Annotated in this window: 13 protein-coding genes and 1 CRISPR repeat array; of the genes, 10 read left to right on the top strand and 3 right to left on the bottom strand. The window is 48.3% G+C overall.

The features are described from left to right. Window positions 1–268: 268 nt before the first annotated feature. Window positions 269–496, bottom strand: a complete 228-nt coding sequence (locus JUI58_RS09880; RefSeq protein ID WP_204103617.1) for an NfeD family protein — start codon at window positions 494–496, stop codon at window positions 269–271. A 181-nt stretch (window positions 497–677) separates the two neighbouring features. On the opposite strand from JUI58_RS09880, the gene JUI58_RS09885 reads away from it, so the two are divergent. The 6 genes from JUI58_RS09885 to JUI58_RS09910 all read left to right on the top strand — a co-directional run bounded on the left by JUI58_RS09885 (window position 678) and on the right by JUI58_RS09910 (window position 10,471). Next, window positions 678–4,112: a type III-B CRISPR-associated protein Cas10/Cmr2 gene (locus JUI58_RS09885; RefSeq protein WP_204103618.1), complete on the top strand. Its 3,435-nt coding sequence runs from the start codon at window positions 678–680 to the stop codon at window positions 4,110–4,112. Window positions 4,113–4,199: 87 nt separating this feature from the next. Beyond that, window positions 4,200–5,327: a type III-B CRISPR module-associated Cmr3 family protein gene (locus JUI58_RS09890; RefSeq protein WP_204103619.1), complete on the top strand. Its 1,128-nt coding sequence runs from the start codon at window positions 4,200–4,202 to the stop codon at window positions 5,325–5,327. Continuing rightward, window positions 5,324–6,325, top strand: a complete 1,002-nt coding sequence (locus JUI58_RS09895; protein ID WP_204103620.1) for an RAMP superfamily CRISPR-associated protein — start codon at window positions 5,324–5,326, stop codon at window positions 6,323–6,325. The genes JUI58_RS09890 and JUI58_RS09895 overlap by 4 nt, the downstream gene beginning before the upstream one ends. Continuing rightward, a complete protein-coding gene (locus JUI58_RS09900) occupies window positions 6,322–6,822 on the top strand; it encodes a hypothetical protein (protein ID WP_204103621.1) in 501 nt (166 codons plus the stop codon). Before JUI58_RS09895 ends, JUI58_RS09900 begins: the two co-directional genes overlap by 4 nt. Beyond that, on the top strand, window positions 6,815–8,644 hold the full coding sequence (locus tag JUI58_RS09905; RefSeq protein ID WP_204103622.1) for an RAMP superfamily CRISPR-associated protein: 1,830 nt from the start codon (window positions 6,815–6,817) through the stop codon (window positions 8,642–8,644). Before JUI58_RS09900 ends, JUI58_RS09905 begins: the two co-directional genes overlap by 8 nt. 51 nt (window positions 8,645–8,695) lie before the next feature. Then, the gene (locus tag JUI58_RS09910) at window positions 8,696–10,471 is read left to right on the top strand and encodes a hypothetical protein (RefSeq protein WP_204103623.1); all 1,776 of its coding nucleotides are present in this window, start codon (window positions 8,696–8,698) and stop codon (window positions 10,469–10,471) included. A 9-nt stretch (window positions 10,472–10,480) separates the two neighbouring features. Here the strand turns inward: JUI58_RS09910 and JUI58_RS09915 are convergent, their stop codons facing one another. Further along, entirely contained in the window at window positions 10,481–11,029 is a 549-nt protein-coding gene (locus JUI58_RS09915) for a GNAT family N-acetyltransferase (protein ID WP_204103624.1), read from the bottom strand. Window positions 11,030–11,105: 76 nt separating this feature from the next. Between JUI58_RS09915 and JUI58_RS09920 the strand changes: the two genes are divergently transcribed. Further along, window positions 11,106–11,579 carry a hypothetical protein gene (locus JUI58_RS09920; protein ID WP_204103625.1) on the top strand — a complete coding sequence of 158 codons (474 nt, stop codon included), beginning with the start codon at window positions 11,106–11,108 and terminating at the stop codon, window positions 11,577–11,579. 70 nt (window positions 11,580–11,649) lie between these two features. Continuing rightward, a complete protein-coding gene (locus tag JUI58_RS09925) occupies window positions 11,650–11,880 on the top strand; it encodes a hypothetical protein (protein WP_204103626.1) in 231 nt (76 codons plus the stop codon). An 87-nt stretch (window positions 11,881–11,967) separates the two neighbouring features. Then, a CRISPR array of direct repeats spans window positions 11,968–13,089; the repeat unit is 37 nt; unit sequence GTTTCCATACGTTTCGCTCACAGAGGAGCGTTGAGAC. A 369-nt stretch (window positions 13,090–13,458) separates the two neighbouring features. Here the strand turns inward: JUI58_RS09925 and JUI58_RS09930 are convergent. Then, window positions 13,459–15,417 (bottom strand): WYL domain-containing protein, encoded by a 1,959-nt coding sequence (locus JUI58_RS09930; RefSeq protein WP_204103627.1) that lies wholly within the window; start codon window positions 15,415–15,417, stop codon window positions 13,459–13,461. Window positions 15,418–15,674: 257 nt separating this feature from the next. Between JUI58_RS09930 and JUI58_RS09935 the strand changes: the two genes are divergently transcribed. Both JUI58_RS09935 and cas1 read left to right on the top strand, forming a co-directional pair. Continuing rightward, entirely contained in the window at window positions 15,675–16,568 is an 894-nt protein-coding gene (locus JUI58_RS09935) for a hypothetical protein (protein ID WP_204103628.1), read from the top strand. A 3-nt stretch (window positions 16,569–16,571) separates the two neighbouring features. Continuing rightward, on the top strand, window positions 16,572–17,345 hold the full coding sequence (gene cas1 / locus JUI58_RS09940) for a CRISPR-associated endonuclease Cas1 (RefSeq protein ID WP_204103629.1): 774 nt from the start codon (window positions 16,572–16,574) through the stop codon (window positions 17,343–17,345). Window positions 17,346–17,572 lie beyond the last annotated feature (227 nt).

The following is a 17,572-nucleotide window of genomic DNA, read 5'->3' on the forward strand; positions in this document are numbered from 1 at the left end:
ATACGTTTGACTTCCAAAGAAGCCGAAAGAGTGCCGATCTAGAACCCGCACCGTGACTAGATTGTAGCACCCCGATCCTATAGGGGTCAAGCCAATCGCCCAATTATTGCGGCCAGTTTGCAATAAGACCCTAGAGAAAATCCCTGAAACCCAGTCAGGACAGGCAACCTATAGGGGTCAACGAAAGAATAGGTATTTCAGCGATCGCCCGACCCCTATAGGTCAAGTTAGATTTTCTATTTCATGGGTCTATAGGTGTCTTGTTTGCTTACCCGGTTGCCCGCACCAGCAAGACAATCCCTTGCCGTCCCGTGACCATCACGGTATCTCCTGCTTCCAAGCATTGCGACGCAGCCGACGCATCGAGCATGGCAAACCAATGGGAACCCAGCGCCCGCACGCGACCTTGGCATTGCGGCGTAACATCCCTCTCGATCATGCCTTGCTGAGGTTGCTTGAAAAGAATCACTGGATTGTGAAGAAACTTTGCGTTCACTGTTATATTGCTTAACTTTAGTTTTACTTTAAATGCCAGAAAACCAAAAGCGCATTGTTTTGATGCGAATGAGTGAGGTAATGTAAAGAAAAAAATAGTTTTTTGGTAATTCGCATAAAAAGCGAGGAATTTGCACAAGGAATAGATAGAGTCAAAAATAACGTGCTTGGAAAAGTTGTTAATGTCAGTATTTCACCGCAAACTTTGCGCTTTGTTAGATGATGGTGGCGATGGCCAAGAATTATGCGATGCCCTCACCTGTCTCAATACTGAGGAAGGCAAAGCGGCACGAAAGTGGTGGCGCGATAATAAAGAAGCCATCGAAGCGATCGCGTCCTCATCGGATCGGGTCAACCTAGAGCCGCACGCCGCAAAGCCGCAAAACCAAAAAACTGTCAAGCATCCCATCAGCGGCCAAGCGCAAACCATCGAAGCAGCCCCTAGCATTCCTGTTAGCCTTAATGATATTCCCTCTGATATCCAAAATAATCCCGACGCGAAAACCGTCTTTTGGTGGTGCTGGCGTTTCTTACCCGAACTGAGGCAGCAGCAGTATAAAGATGCCCTGCTCGATCCGCAACACGCCATTTTGCCCGATTGTCCCGTGCATAGCTATCGTGCCACGGTATCGGCATTGGCTGGGGCGATGTTTGACGAAAGCGGAGAAGCCGAGGAGTATCCTTATCTATTGCTCTTCACCTTTTCTCCAGTGCAGGAGTTCATCAAAGCCTCGCGAAAATTCCTTGACTTTTGGGCGGGGTCGTATTTGCTGCATTACCTCAGTGCTAAACTTTGCTGGCATATTGCTGAAACTTACGGTGCCGATGCCGCGATTACGCCGTCTTTGTGGGGTCAGGAGATTATTGATGCGCTGTTATTGAAAGCATACCCGAACTTTAGCAAGAGTTTTCGCCAATGTAGCACCGACCAGCAAGACCCTCATAGCCGTTTCCAAGATGGTCTTAGTACCTCCCTCGCCACGGCGGGCTTTCCCAATACCATTGCGGTGTTAGTGGATGGCAAAGAGAAGGCAGAGAAACTCGGCAAAGACTTGAGTGAGAAATTGCATGAAGAATGGCAAACGATTGCCAATAATGTTCGAGATGGCATTAAAGACAATGCCGTTCCTGAAATTAAGCAAGGGATTCGCGATCGCGTCAGTGCCTTTCTGAAAACCGTGGAAATTGAGAGCGGTGAGAATCCCGATAAGGACGAGAAGAATCAAGAGAAAATCGATAAAATCCTCAAAGAGTTTAAAGACCAAGGCGGTCACGACGAGCAGAACCGAAAAGACCTGAAAAACTGGAAGACGAAAAGCTGTTGGGAATGGCGAAAGCTATGGGACGCGCAAATCGAGCATACATGGCAGCCCTATTGGACGGCAGTGCCTCTAGGAGATGTAAAGAGTCCTTTGGAAATTCAAGAAGAATCAGATTCTACATTTGACCAACAATGGATTGACGCGCAAGAAACCGTTGCCCAAACCCGCGCCAAAACGCCACCCCCCACGGAAGCCGAGAAACTCATTTATGCAACTCTTAATGATGGTACTTGGTGGGGTTCGATCCAAGCGCGGTGTGCCAATGCCATGCAGGGCTTGAAGAATGCGAGGACGTGGGCGATTCCCATCTCCCCCGGTGCGAGATCGACTCTATCGGGACAATTGAGCGCCCTGCATCCCCGGTTTTTCTACGGCGTTCAACGTAGCAAAGACGGCAAGACCCGTGACTTTCGCGAAGGCTACGGCTTGTCGATGGAATCCATGCGCTTATTTTGGCGAATCATGGCCGAAGTGTATCCAGGGTTATTCGATGGCTCTGAAATGCTCAATGCCCTCGAACTTACTAAGCGGATGTCTTGGGTCTATGGCGGGGTGGCAGACTCTGTGGGGATTGATCTGGGCGACTTCCGCAATAATCCCGATTACGAGCAATTCATTCGCTTTCCCAATTTGAGTTCTATTGCGGCGGCAAAATTCGCCTATCTCGATTGGCAAAAGCCTCAAGATAGACAATTGAGCCAGTATTGGGGAACGTTGAATGCAGCAATTGAAAACGAATTCGGAAAGAATAGTGATGAAAGCGATCGCTTTGCCGCCCGCACTCGAGGTCGTCCTTTCCGCGTTCCCAAAACCGATGATCGCATCAATCCCAATAATTGCAAGGGTGCAAATTATAACGGGGTCATGTTCTCGAATAAATGGCTTGCCGATGATATGACCTTGGATCGCGACGGAATCAATCGCTTGCGTCCCTTGGTAGACGAGGCGCATAAAACAGCCGGATTTGGCGATGGTTCTCCCTCGGACTGGTGGGTTATCGTGCTGGGAGATGGCGACGGCATGGGCAAATACGTTTCTGGGAGCAAACTGCACTTTTACGAAAAATATTTAACCGAGACTGATGCCGAAAAGTTAATCGCTCGCGATCGCTACCCCGATCTCAACGATGCTCAATACGAAACCCAAAAGCAAAACTTCATTGCAGCCTTCCAGGGGACAGGGAATGAAGAGGAAGACCGCGAAAATCCTCCCTTGCTCAAAACCCGCAAGCGCATGGGACCCGCCACCCACGTCGGCCTCAACCGCGCCCTGTTGGACTTCTCCAATCGTCTCGTGCCGTTCATCACCGAGAAGCGCTTTTGCGGTCGCGTCGTCTATAGCGGTGGCGATGATGTGATGGCGGTATTGCCTTTGGAAGACTTGCCGGATTACTTGCTTTCGCTGAGATCGGCATGGTGCGGCGGTAAAGACCCTTACGAGCCGCAGCAAGGCGACCCCGACGTTCAATTCGAGCAACGGGGGGGATATTGGAAGCCGATTTCAGCATCAGGCAAGCTCGAAAGTCTTCCCAGCCGCCCGCTTTTCACGATGGGAGACGGCGCAACCATGAGCCTCGGTATCGTTATCGCTCACAAAAGCGTACCTTTGCCCGCCGCCTTAGATGCCTTGTGGGAAGCGGAAAGCGAGCGGGCTAAGGAGATGAAAGGCAGTCCCAAGGGAATTAAATCTGGCAATCCAAAATATAAACCCCCCAAAAACGGCTTGTGTTTCCGGGTGCTGTACGGTTCTGGTAATTGCCTCGAAGCCTTGATGAAAGGCGAACTCTTTGCCGATTGGCGAGAGTGGATGCAAATTGAGACTGAGACTAATGGGCAAATCAAAGACCCCAAAATCATCGAGAAAAAATATCAGGCTTTGAGTTCTCTACTGTATCGCCTTGCGGAAGAATTGCCCAAACACGCAGCCTTTACCCCCTCCGATCATCTCATCGCCAAGGCCGCCGAAGTAATTGCCGCCCGCCGCGATGAAAAAGAGAAAGTCGAGACAAACATCGATCTACTCGTTGCATGGCTGAAACGTTGGGAAGATTGGGCGCGATCGCATTACTTCGAGTGGAAAGCAGAGTGCAAGAAATGCAAAGCAGCTCGAGAGGCACAAAAACTCGAAGCGAAATCCGATCCTTCCAAACCTCGCGGCAAGGCACAAAAAACCGAAGCGAAACCCGATCCACCTAAACCTCTCGGTGTTGATATAGAAGACCTCGCCAACCTCCTGCGTTTCTCTGCCTTCTGGCTCGACAAAATGCAGCAGCGCCAGCAATGGCACGATAAATAATTCCCCCGACTCCCTCTCTTCCAACGATTCCCGATTCCCGACCCTACTCCCTACTCCCTACTCCCTACTCCCTCTCTTCCCCAAAAAATGGATTGGTATATTATCGACCCCCTTGATGTCCTCCTCTTTCGCGAGTCTAAGCCCTTCAGCCCAGGGGAAGGCGCTCGTGCCAAAGGACAATTTCCCCCCATGCCTAGTACCGTCTTTCAGGCAATGCGATCGGCTGCCCATACCCAGCAAAAGAATCCCGAATTTCTCGGACCCTTCTTGCTCGATGGCAAAAGCACCCTGTGGCTGCCGACTCCCAAGGATTTAATTGGAGTCAAGCAACGACGCGATGAATCCGATGATGAAAAATCCTCGGATTGGGAACGATTGACCCGGTTGGTGTCCTGTCGCACTTTGCCAGCTTGGGAGTGCATTGGCTATCCCGAAAGTAGCTTACCGCCGATGGTTTCACCCGAACTCAAGGGCGAATACATTGCCGCGCCGCCGAAACCTTGGATGAAAGCGACGGCATTGCTGGAATATCTCACAGGCAGCAATGAATTTAAGCATCATCACTTCACCGACGATCCCTGGGACGTGCAGGTATTGCCTCACACCCAGATGAAACCGGGACAGCGACAGGTCAAAGACGAGGAAGGCTTCTTTACCGAAGTGGCAACGCGGCTCAAGGCGGGATGGCGTTTAGTTGTGAGAGCAAATTTCGAGGGGTTGCCCAACACTCGCGTTGTCGTGCGCTTGGGAGGTGAAGGGCATCATGCTCTTGTCTCCAAGGTTGCCGATTCTCAGAAGGAGATTGAGGGTTTGCAAGCTCTGACTCAACCCCATAAACCCGACGCTATCCAACCTGGAATGTTCGCTTATCTGCTGACCCCTGGCTTGGCAGAAACTTCCGAAGAACTCACCTATGGGCTGTATCCCCAGGCGTGGAAAGATTGCTTGCTGGGCTGCGTGGGCGATCGCCAATTGTGGTGGGGAGGCGTGCGATCGCGCAGGGAGGAGCGTAAGCAAAAGGAGGACAACAAACCGAAGACCGTTAAAACCTTTGCCCTGCAACCACAACGGGCTTTCGTGCCGCCTGGAACCGTGTATTGCTTCAAGCCGGGGTGTTTTCCTCGCGATCGCCTGCTGCCCGATCCGACGGGCAAGCCTTGGCTGGATACGTTTCACAAACTCAACTACGGAACATTACTCTGGGGACAACGATGAATCTAACTTATTTGTATCTTTTATCTCCTTTGCATACGGGGGGAACGTCGCAGGAAGGAAATGTGGTGGGGATTGCCCGCGAAACCCATACGAACTTGCCCTATCTGCCATCGAGTACCATTCGGGGACGGCTGCGTGCCAGTGTTGGCTTGGATGATTTCATTCGCTTGCAAACGTTAAAAGAGGAGCGAGACAATGCCAAACTCAGCAATCAAACCGAACAAGTCAAGCAGTTGAATGCCCATATTGGAGAGCTTGAAGAAACCTGCATTCAATCGCGGATTACCAAAGTTCAATTATTCGGACCCGAACTGAAAGATTTACAAGATTCAGAGTTTGTCGAGCTTTATGAACTCCAAGTCGGTCATAAGCTCGTTCAACTCGAACAAGGTAGCATTTGGATTGGCGATGGTTCAATTCTTTGGTTTCCCGTTGCCTCTTTAAGTCATGGGGTTATTTGGGTAAGTTCTCCGCTTTTACTGCAACGCTGGCAGCGCTTTTGCAATCCAACGGCATCGAGCGTGACTGAGATTCCAGAGTATAGCAGCAATCTCAATCAAGCAATTTATCTTAAGGATGCTCAAATTGCTGGAGGGAAATTGCAAGAATGGAACGACTTTGCTGATTACATTCCCAAAGGTTACGAAACTAGCATTAAGAATGTTTTGGTTTTGCCGAATCAACATTGCGAAACGCTAATTCAAATGAGTCTGTGGCGACAAGTGAAAGTGAAGCTCAACGAGCATAAGATTGTTGCCGATGGTAGTTTTCGCTATGAAGAAGCTATTTCTCCTGATACTCTAATGTATTTTACGTGGGGAACGGTTCGACAAACGCGGAATCCCAATCAATCGCAGCAAGATTTTCAGAATTTATTGGATAATAATTCGATTTTGCAACTAGGCGGTCAAGAAAGTTTGGGGCGCGGTTTCGTTCGCCAATGGAATCAAGCAATATTACCACCTAAAACCACAACAGATGAGGAGGAAGCAGCATGAGTTTCGATCCGCGTAGTTACAGTTCCCCTATTTATACGGCATTATCTCAGTTACGAAAGCGATATGATGATGCTGCCAACGAAGGCACAATCAGTCAAGACGAATGCAAAAAGCACCTTCAGGAACAGAAAAGCGAAGCACAGGAATTGTACAGTTATCTTTCTACATGGGGATTGTTGCGCCTGAAGGGAGAAGAGCTATCGTTGAATAAATGGAAGGGTCAAAATCCTGAAGAGATCCCGATTGAAGAACGTGCCATCCAAAGCCAAGAAGGACGGCGTGAAATTGTCGAACAATTCTTTCAATGCCTCGATACAATTTCCAGAACGCGAAATCTGGCAGGAATTGAAGGCATTCAAACGCTTACGCAGCAACAAACCAATGCGGAAAACTACCTCGGTTTAACGGGGATTGCCTTAGAAGTTGCCAAGGAATTTAGTTTCTGGGCAAACGCTGTTTACTACGATATCAAAGCAGGAGAAAATAACAATGCCTGAAACTTCTAAATGGTTGGAAAGCTATAATCCTCAAATTCAACCCGATAATACAGCAGGTTTTGTTGAATACTTGCGTTGGATGTGCTTGCCCAATGCTGAGGATGACGCGATAAAAAATGCACTAAAAACAAAGGTATTGCAAGAAGCCGCACAAAAGTCATCGGGGTATCGTTCCTACTACGAAACTCGCGATCGCTATCTTGATGAAATTTTAGATAATGCGATTGTAAAAACACCGTGGTTGACTAAGGAAAACAGCGTGCTGACTGTTCAATGCGATTGGCGCGTGCGAGTGGGAGGACAGCGAGGACCCGAATCAATCCTGCTGCCTGCTTTTGATGCGGTGGGAATGCCCTGTTTCCCTTCTTCTACATTACGAGGCGTTGCGCGGGCGGCGGCAATGCGGGAACGATGCGATACGGCAATCTCTGAGTTAGGGAGAGTGCCTACCCAGCAAGTCGAACAAGAAATTGCTTGTTATTTTGGTGCATTAGATGTTCCCGAAGAACATCAGGCTGGAAAGGTGATTTTCTTAGATGCCTATCCCACTGGGAAGCAATGGCGATCCAACTTGGCAGTCGATATGGCGAACAACATTTGGAAATGGGAACGAGGAGAACTAAAGTATCAATCCAATCCCAATGTTTTTCTGTCTCTCAAAAATGTCACCTTTCGTATTGCTCTTTGCCCGACCGTTCGTTGCAGCCAAGCTGCTTTTCTGCAAGTTCGCCAATGGTTGATTGAGGGATTGCAGGAGGGCTTGGGGTCGCAGGTGAATTCGGGTTACGGTGCGGTTAATAAGGTTAATAAGCAAGTGATTTCCTCGAAATCTTCACCCATTTGCGAGATTTCGTTTAAGTTGACCGGGCAACTCATTCACAGCTATCAATTTCTCCAGTGGAACGAAGAGAAGGCAAAGTTTGTAGGGGAATCCGAACCCGAAGTACGTCCCATTGCCTTTAAGTCGATGCTGCGTTATTGGTTTCGCGTCTTGAGCCTTGGCTTTGTTGCCTCTGCTGACGTGCAGACGCGATGGGAGCCGATGTTATTTGGCGGGATAGACCCGCAAATGCAAGGGGTACTGCGTTTTACCATTGCTAATGGTCGCAGCCCTAGGACCCGCGTTCAAGCTCAGAATGCTGCGTGCTTGAAGCAATCTGGAGCGTTATGCGTTGAATTTTCCCCCGAAGCGCGATCGCTTTCCCAAAGCCAATGCAATGCTATTCAAGCCTTGATGAAGCATTTAACATGGTTGATGTTTCATTTGGGCGGTGTCGGACAGGGAGCGCGTCGTCCGCTTTATCAGCGTTCAGAACAACCGTTTTATCGCGGTGCGACTCTTGAGGCAACCCAAGGGTTTTCCGCTTCCCCTACTACTTTGGAACATTGGCACACTTGCTTTAAAACAGAATTACAAGGCTTTTATCAACAACTGAGTCAGTTGACAGGCATTACACCGTTGCCGATTCAGAACTTAGCAACACCTTATGACGGACAATTGCCAACCCATGAAGTCCTGCGTCAAAACTGTTGCATGGTGTTGTGCGGCGGCGCTCCAATTGGTAATAAATGTTTTAGCTTGGGTCTTTTGCATCAGGAGGCATTTCTCGGAACTAATGGTAAGGGAAGAAATTTGTATGATTCCGAGTTATGCGGCGATTCCCAGCAAAATCCTTCACCGATTTGGATTAAGGAGCTTGGTGAGTATCAAGTCGCGACCATTTTTAACTGCACGGGCAAGCGTCGAGATTTTTTGAATACATTGCGAACCCAAGCGAATACAAACTATCAAGAAATCTGGGGCAATCGCGGTTTGATTTGATAGCTTGAGTCTCCTTTTTATTTGTCGCTAATTTACAGAAAAATAAAAACCATGACCATTCTCATTGCCAACATTGGCACTTCCGATCTAGCCGTGAAATTATCGGAAGAACAAGGCAATTTCTTCATTCCCATTGGCTTCGATCGCAACGAACCGAATACCAAAGCGGCTGAAAGCGAACTCGATGCCACTGAATTGCAAATGTGGCGAGATCGTTGGAAGTTAGTCAGTGAAAAACTGTATTCCTTGTGGCAGGTTAAAACATTTCGCAGCTATACCGAACGCTTGCTGCAAGAGTATAAAGCCCAGCCGGAATTATGGCACAATCGGATTCGTCCTGGTCGTATTCTTGGTGTTATTGAAGAGGCAATCAAAAAATCTGCCAGTGATGTTTACATTTTCGTCACCGACCAACCCGAATTTATAGAGGGTGAGAAAAATCAGGGTTATAATTCCGATACTATTCATCTTTTCGCGATTCTTAAACTTTGGATTGAGCGAGAATTTCAGGATCATCTGAATGTGCAAAAAATTGTTATTTCCCAGAGCATTTCCGCTATCGACCAAGATGGTTTATTTGGGGAATACTATAACTTTTTTAAGACGCTTGATGCCAATGAAATGATTTTGATTAGCGTTAAAGGCGGTACGCCGCAAATGCAGACAGCATTGCGAATACAAGCGATTACGTCTGGTATTGCTAATCAGATTTACCTAGAGCCACAGTTATCAATTAAGAATCTTTTGGCTGGTAAAGCCTCTGAGTGCAATAAAGTTTCTTATTGGCGCTATCAGCGCGTGCAGAAGTATCAAACTGTAAAAAAACTTTTAAAGCGTTGGGATTTTGATGGCGCAAATGTAATTTTGAAAGAATGGGATGGTATTCTTAAGTCTTTAGAACGGTCAAAAATTACTGGGATTGCAGACAGTTATTATCGTTTGGAATTAGCTCTTTATGCTTCAGAGATGGCAGTTGCTTACTTCAACCTTGATGCAGTTGCTGCTGCTAATTGTGCCGATTACGCTTTGCGAATGACACCCCCCAAAGATTACCGAGGGATAATGATAGATCGCGAGAAAAATCCGTTTCGAGTCTGTCGATCTTACGAACCTGCTCTCAATCTTTATACACGATGTCGGATTTATTGGCAATTAGGACAGGCTGCTAATTTCTTATTTTGTTTTGGCTCTTTCTATGAAGAAATTTTGCACTATTTGTTTGTTAAGTTGGATGGCGATCGCTATTTTGATGAAGATCGAAAACCTCGCTGGTCTTTGCAAAGCTGGCGCGTGACACAACAAGATAGACAACTGATGAATTTATTTACGGATCGCGAACAAGAACTAAAGAAAAAAGTTAACGCTAATTTCAATCCAGATTGGCCGTATCATCGTCTTGACGGTCGTTTTAGCAAGCGTAATTTTGCCGAGGCTTTAGTGTTGTATCGCCGACCTGACAAGCAGGAAATTTGGCAACGTATTATCGATTCTCTGAACCGACTGGATTATTGGTTTGATAAACGTAACGCCGTAACGCATGGTGCAAAAGGGATTTCTAAAGAGCGTCTCGATGAAATTCTGACAGAGGATCGCAAGCAATACATTCCGGAAGCAGCCGATCCGCTTCAAGCAGATCCGAATGAGGCTTGTTGGGGTAGTGAAATTCTCGATGAAATGGGAAAAATTTATCGCAATGTCGAGATAATTCTCGATCGCACTCCTTGTCCTTTTATCGATCGCAATACTCCAGAGTATAATCAAGCTCCTTATTACATCTATTCTGAGGCAAAAGATTGGGTCATTGAAACCCTCGATCGCGATCGCTAATCCTCCCATTCAGCCCTCAATTTCCCCATACTCAAAATAATCGAGATATTCCTTGTCCGGATCGGCACCATAACCGGGCATATTGCATCTCTCGTAGAATTTGACGGCATTGGAGAGAGAATGCAAACCAACTCTCCCGCCATATCCTAAATCGAGGCTGCGCTGTCTGGCAAACCGAAGTAAAGCCCTTCCCGTACCGCGATAAATGATTGGTTCTCTCGCGATTCGATTCCACGGTGCCGATGCGAGATTTTCGACGTAAACAAGGCGATCGCTTTCTTTGCCATCGATTTGAGAGTGATGCCATTGGGTTTCAAGCATTATCAAACCTTGGGTCATGTCTTCACATTCGAGGGCATAACCTTCAAAATTATCATCTTGCAGCGAAAGTCGTTTTTTGAATGCCCAATCCCAATATTTATCTTCTTCTTTCATGCTTTCTAAAGCAGGTTGCCAATGTTCCTCGAAGTCGCGGACGTGCTTGGCTGCGATTGCTACAATGGCAGCGCGAATCCAACAATTTGTGGGGATGTTAAAGATTTTAACGGACTGATACAAACTGATACAAGGTTAATATTATACTCTTGTATTAATGGTACAATATTTTGTAATTTCTAAAGAAAGTATCTGACCCATGACTGCAACAAAAAATAAGATCGATCTTATGGCGTGCTTTGAAGATGAAGAATGGTTAAAAGAAGCCATTCGCGTCGAGGAGGAATGTGGGGGAGAAGTCGGTGCGGGTTATGACCTCGGTGCAGGGTTGGGTCGGTTTCTTCAGAATCCCAGCAGCTACGTGCAGTATTCGCGCTTGCGATCCTTGGTTATGAGACAACTGGGCGATCTTATCGAAGAACGTGGCTGCAAACAAGAATTCTCAACAGTTTTTTCAACAGGCAAAGGGATTTTAGAACGCCGCTTGCAGCAACCCGCGCCAGAGATTCAAGAACGCTTGTTGGATGCGGTAGAACGCGATATTAAGGCGAGGAAATGCAGTAGCGATCCGACTCCAATGGCGGTAAAATTGGATGTTCGCAAGGTGGTGCTGGAAGTGTTGACCCCGGAAGATTGGCAGCAAATCGAAGCAAGTACGATAACCCAAAAATAACCCCGATTCCTTTGCAGGATCGGGATGCGCTGTTTTCTTTAGCCTTCTTTAGCCCTCATCGTGTTTTTCGTTGGCTACCTCTACCACCAGCCAGGCAACGGCGTTGAAGGTGGTGGTGATGGCGGGATGGGCGTTGAGTCCGGCAATGGTGCAGGCGGTGATGGCTTTGGCTCGGTTGATGGCGTTGCGGATTCTTTGCATTTGCAGCCTCTTAGGAATGCGACAAATAATCTGCATTGCCTTGGCTGTTCTCTTATTTCTTACTTTAACACGAGTTTTTGGGCGGCTAGTGGGTTTTTAGATGAGTTCGTGCGACTGACCGGATTTATCGATTTCTGTGGGGAATTGGAAAAGCGATCCCTCGAAAAAGATTGGGATCGCCTAGAAAGTTTCCATACGTTTCGCTCACAGAGGAGCGTTGAGACCGTGGCGATCTTTTGATTTGCGCCGCGAAAAAGATGTTTCCATACGTTTCGCTCACAGAGGAGCGTTGAGACTCGATCTCCCAGAAGATGCCTTTACCCAACTTGAATCGGGGTTTCCATACGTTTCGCTCACAGAGGAGCGTTGAGACTCTATTCGCGAGTTCCACGACGATCGTGTGTGGAGTTTCCATACGTTTCGCTCACAGAGGAGCGTTGAGACAGGGAGAAAATACTATGACTTTAAAGGATTCTCAGGTTTCCATACGTTTCGCTCACAGAGGAGCGTTGAGACCTAATTGTCCAGCAGCGTCAACCGTTAGCCCTCGGTTTCCATACGTTTCGCTCACAGAGGAGCGTTGAGACAATTGGTGCGATAGTCAACAGCGTTGCAGGTTTGTTTCCATACGTTTCGCTCACAGAGGAGCGTTGAGACCTTACTTTCAACTAGCAGCCTACTCTATAGCATTAAGTTTCCATACGTTTCGCTCACAGAGGAGCGTTGAGACCTCAAAAAGTGCTACAAACTGATTGAGAAAAATAAGTTTCCATACGTTTCGCTCACAGAGGAGCGTTGAGACGGGTTCAGACTCTTATCGATTAAGTCTCTACAATGCGTTTCCATACGTTTCGCTCACAGAGGAGCGTTGAGACTCGCTTATCCTGCAACCGCGCCGACAATTCCCGCTTATGTTTCCATACGTTTCGCTCACAGAGGAGCGTTGAGACGAATCCGAATAAGGATAATAGAGGCGAGCCAATAGGTTTCCATACGTTTCGCTCACAGAGGAGCGTTGAGACAGCAACGTTGGCAAGAAAAAGTTGGTAGTGATGCGTTTCCATACGTTTCGCTCACAGAGGAGCGTTGAGACTTTATCAAGAAGCGATAAAGCATATTAACGATTCTGTTTCCATACGTTTCGCTCACAGAGGAGCGTTGAGACACCACACGCGAAGGAGTGCATATTTTGCTTTCTTATAGTTTCCATACGTTTCGCTCACAGAGGAGCGTTGAGACTGAATCCGAGTCGATAGAGGGCATTGACTCATTGTTTCCATACGTTTCGCTCACAGAGGAGCGTTGAGACGGACCCTACTTCAAACCCTTGATTAGCAAGGACTTGCAAGGCAGTTTGCGTCTACCCCCTGATTATAACCCGATCTTGTGCCGTCGCAGCAACTTTTTTACCCGTCAAAATCCTCGAAACCTTTGCCCTGTCTGGATGCGGATACCGATTTTCTCAGAGAATCCCTGAAACCCAGAGTATATCAAGGTTACAGCGATTTTTTGGGCTTCTGCAAAAATGAGACCCCCCGGTATCCGCTAAATAGTTCGCGGGAACTAGAAAAAACCCGATGGCATTCCGAGGAGAACGCCATCGCTTGACTGCTACGGACAGCAGTATTGATTGCCCTTGCCAGACAAGGCTTTAGCGATTCCCCCTACTCCCTACTCCCTACTCCCTACTCCCTACAATCCCCTCTCCCATCTCCGCAATCTTTTGCTGCAACGGTTCTGGCTGGATAACCTTGATATGCCCGGCAAAGCCCAGAATCCAGCGTTGCAGTTCGATATCATCGAGACTCCAAACTGGCAGCGTCACCCGCAAGCGATGGGGAAAATCTTTGTTTCCTGTATCTTTAAGGCAAAATAACTTATCCTTGGCATTGATACCGGAGCGTTCGGGAGGCTTCGACAGTTTCAATTGCTGGCGGGGAAAGCGCTGGGTTCCTTCGGCAATGAAGCGATATTTCTCTGAGGTTATCCACAGTTCTACCGTCGTTGCGGCTGCCTTCTCCCCCTGCAAGAAATTCTGCTGTACCTTGGGGTCATTGCCCAAATACAGCCCGGCACTGGCATCATAGAGGCGATGGAGTTTCTTGAGGGCGCGGTACTGTTCTTCACTGCTGCGATGACGATTTTGTGAGTAGCCAAGGCACAAGCGATCCAAGCGTTCAAAGCGCAATAAGCCTTTTTGTTCCCTGCTTGCCACTTCTATCGCCAAGTACCAAGCAATTTGATGAAACACCAACTGCAAAGGATAAGCCAGAAAGTGCGGGGCATCGCTGTTGAACTTGCCGCTTCCGGGCAAGCGTTGTAATTCGAGGAGTTCCCCTGCGAGAATGGCGTTCTCGATGGTTTCTGGCTGTCGTGCGAGGGAAGACCCAGGCAGGCGATCGCGATCGACAATGGATTTGGTACCCAGCATTCTGAGGGGATATTTCGTGTCCTCGTGCAGCAAGCGGCTCTGTTGCAAGCGCTGTTCGGCTAAAGCGAATAATGCCGTCACTTCGGGAGCGTCGGAGCGTTGGGAGAAACTTTGCAGGGCGTTATAAATTTGGTTGAGTTCGCTGGCATTGAAGACCCCCGTACCCAGATAATAACCGCGACGGTAGGGTTTGCCAGCAAGGATGCCGTAGGGTTTGAGAACGCGCTCAATGTCTTTTTGCAGGGTTTCAATCGCACTCTTGGGAATGTAAATTCCTGCTTGTCCCATCGCCTCGAGCAATGCCTCCTGCACGCTTTTGCCAGCTTCGCGTTCAAAGGGATGCCGCGCCATAAAGCGAATGGTTTCCATGACTCGCAAGAAAACATCGCGATCCGAGTAAGCATGGGCAATGGCGTGATTCCTTGGTATTTCCGCTAACTGCCATTGCCCCTCGGTACTGCCTGCAATGATGCCGTTGGCTTGCAACCATGCTAAATCTTGGGCGATCTTATCGGCTTCTCCGTAGAGTTTGCCCCATTTTTGTTCCATGACTTTGCAGAGCGCCTCGGGAGAATCCAGCATTTCCTCATTTTCCCTGGCATTATCGAGGAGCAAAGCAATGAGATGCAGCAGGCGATCGCAGTCGAGCAAGCCAGAGTAAGCGTGCCATTGATAATTAGCGGTGCGATGCCATTGCTGCTGTTGGGATTGAGTAACACTGGCGAGTTTCCCCTGAAGCCATTGTTCATCGGCATCGGGCTTGACTTGGCTGACCATTGCCAGCCCCTCAGCCGCAATGGGTGGGAATTGCTTCAGCGCCGTCGCCATGTCTTCGATGACGTTTACCGGAACGCGGCGCTCTCTATTGCAATTGCGGGTTTTGCAGGTTTTAACGGGGGGATCGAGACACCATGCCAGCCATGCCAGTTCTAAGTCACCCAAGGAATGCAGCCAATTCAAGCGCTGATGCCGTTTTATGTTGGTGGCATCGTAGATAATGGTTTTGCCGTTGGCAACGGCGGCTCTGATTTCTTGAAATACCTTGGCTTCGATGTCGCTCCAGTTGCCTTGCACGGTTTCATCGCCATATAATTGCTTGCGAATGCTGTCAGTGGAGATAATTGCGGCATCGGGAATGACTTGGGCGAGAAGTTGGGCGAAGGTGCTTTTGCCGCTTGCGGGGATGCCGATGAGGAAGTGGTGCATTTTTTAGGGAGTAGGGAGTAGGGAGTAGGGAGTAGAGTGGGAATCGGGGGAAGAGAGGGAGTAGGGAGTAGGGAGTAGGGAGTAGGGGGAATCGGGAATCGGGAATCGGGAATCGTTGGGGAATCGGGGGGAAGAGCGGGAATTGTTTCTAGCTTAAGCTCTGTTGTCGAAGATGGCGAAGATTTACTGCGAATGACCGAGATGATTCTGGGAATCTGGATACCCAGATAAAATGCTACAATCTCTAAAGATTTCTGGTGAATCAAGTGAGCGATAATCCCCTCGAATCCAGTTCCTCTCGCATCAAATGGAAGTACAAAAGTCTGCTCTTATTCTCTGGCTTATTCGGTTTGGGCTTGGCTTGCCTTGCTATTTCTTTGCTTCCCAAGGTTGCGGCTAACCCCTTCCTCGCTTCGTTTTTTGGGCAGCTTTCGACAGCTTTGATTATTAGTGGATTGTACACGGGCATATCGGAATTAGTGCTGCGTCAGGATTTTATCGGCATTCTGCAAACATTCTATCGTCGCATCGAAGGCGATCGCCTTGCCGTCATTGCCGAACTGCAAGCCTCGCAATCCCAAGAATTTCAGCGCGTCTACGATCTCTTTCCTCTCAAGGAAGCCCGCGAAGTCACGGGATTGGTGGCACTGACGGGAGTTGAGGAATATTACGACCAGACCCGATGGATTGCTGAAGCCCAAGAACTCAAGGTACTGTTGCGAGACGGGAAATCGTGGGTATCGCGCTATAATGCCGCCCTCAAGCGTCGCTTTCAGGATGCTGACAAAACTACCACGCTGCTCCTGCTCGACCCCGAATGCCCTGAATTTGATGCTTACTCGACTTTAGCGGGGCAAGGGACTGCTGCCATGCAGTACAAAATTGCCTCAACCTTGGAATATGTGCGGCAAATGGAAACCGAAGCGACTCAACTGCAAGTCCTTGGTTACGCAGCTTTTAATACCTATCATTTGGTTTTTGCGGATAGGAAAGTGATGATGACGCTGTACACTTCCTCGCAGTTGCGCTTTAAATCCCCTTCGTTTATATTCGAGGACGCGGGAGAGCAAAGCTATTATCGCTATCTCCAGCAAGATTTCCAGGCATTGGCGAAGACGGCACGAAATATCATGGATTATCGCAAAGCGTAGGAAATCTGGGAATCTGGATTCCCAGATTATTCCTTCACTCACTCATCGTACCAGCGCTCTAAGTCGCATTCCCATGCTGTATCGAGGCTGCATCGGCGCGCAAAGCTGCACAATTACCGCATTTTGTTGCGGCGGCTCAATCGCGATCGCCAGATTTTGGAGGTTGTGGAGGCTGTTGCTAATTTGGGAGAGGCTTTAGCAAAAATTGAAGGTGTCGAAACCCTTGAATCCCTGCTCGGTCACGAAGGCAATGGCTCTCGGATTTACTTTCAGGCATTGGGAGCATTGGTGCAAGAACCTTTTGCCTTTGAGAAACGCACCCGACGACCGCCCCAAGACCCGGTGAATAGCCTACTGAGTTTGGGCTATACCCTGCTGCACCAGAATTTGCACTCGCTGATTTTGGCCGTGGGATTGCACTCGCATTTTGGCAATCTGCACGTCCCTCGCGATAATCATCCGGCGTTGGTTTCCGATCTCATTGAGGAGTTTCGCGCTCCGGTGGTGGATTCTTTTGTAATGTATCTTGTGAATTCTAGTATTTTCACGCCAGAAGATTTTACGCCACCGGATAATCGTGGTGGAGTTTATCTTCATTCCGGTGCGTTGAAGAAATATCTGAAGCACTGGCAAGATAAACTCTCGTTGGAAACAACACATCCTCATACTGGGCAAACGGTAAGTTATTATCGCTGCTTCGAGCTTCAGGTTTGGGAGTATATTTCCTGCTTGATGGGGGAACGAGACACCTATCGACCCATGAAATGGAAAATCTAACTTGACCTATAGGGGTCGGAAGATCGCTGAAACGCTCATTCTCTCGTTGACCCCTATAGGTTGCCTGTCCTGACTGGGTTTCAGGGATTTTCTCTAGGGTCTTATTGCAAACTGGCCGCAATAATTGGGTGATTGGCTTGACCCCTATAGGATCGGGGTGCTACAATCTAGTCACGGTGCGGGTTCTAGATCGGCACTCTTTCGGCTTCTTTGGAAGTCAAACGTAT

This window comes from Spirulina sp. CCY15215, assembly GCF_016888125.1.
GTDB lineage: Bacteria > Cyanobacteriota > Cyanobacteriia > Cyanobacteriales > Spirulinaceae > CCY15215.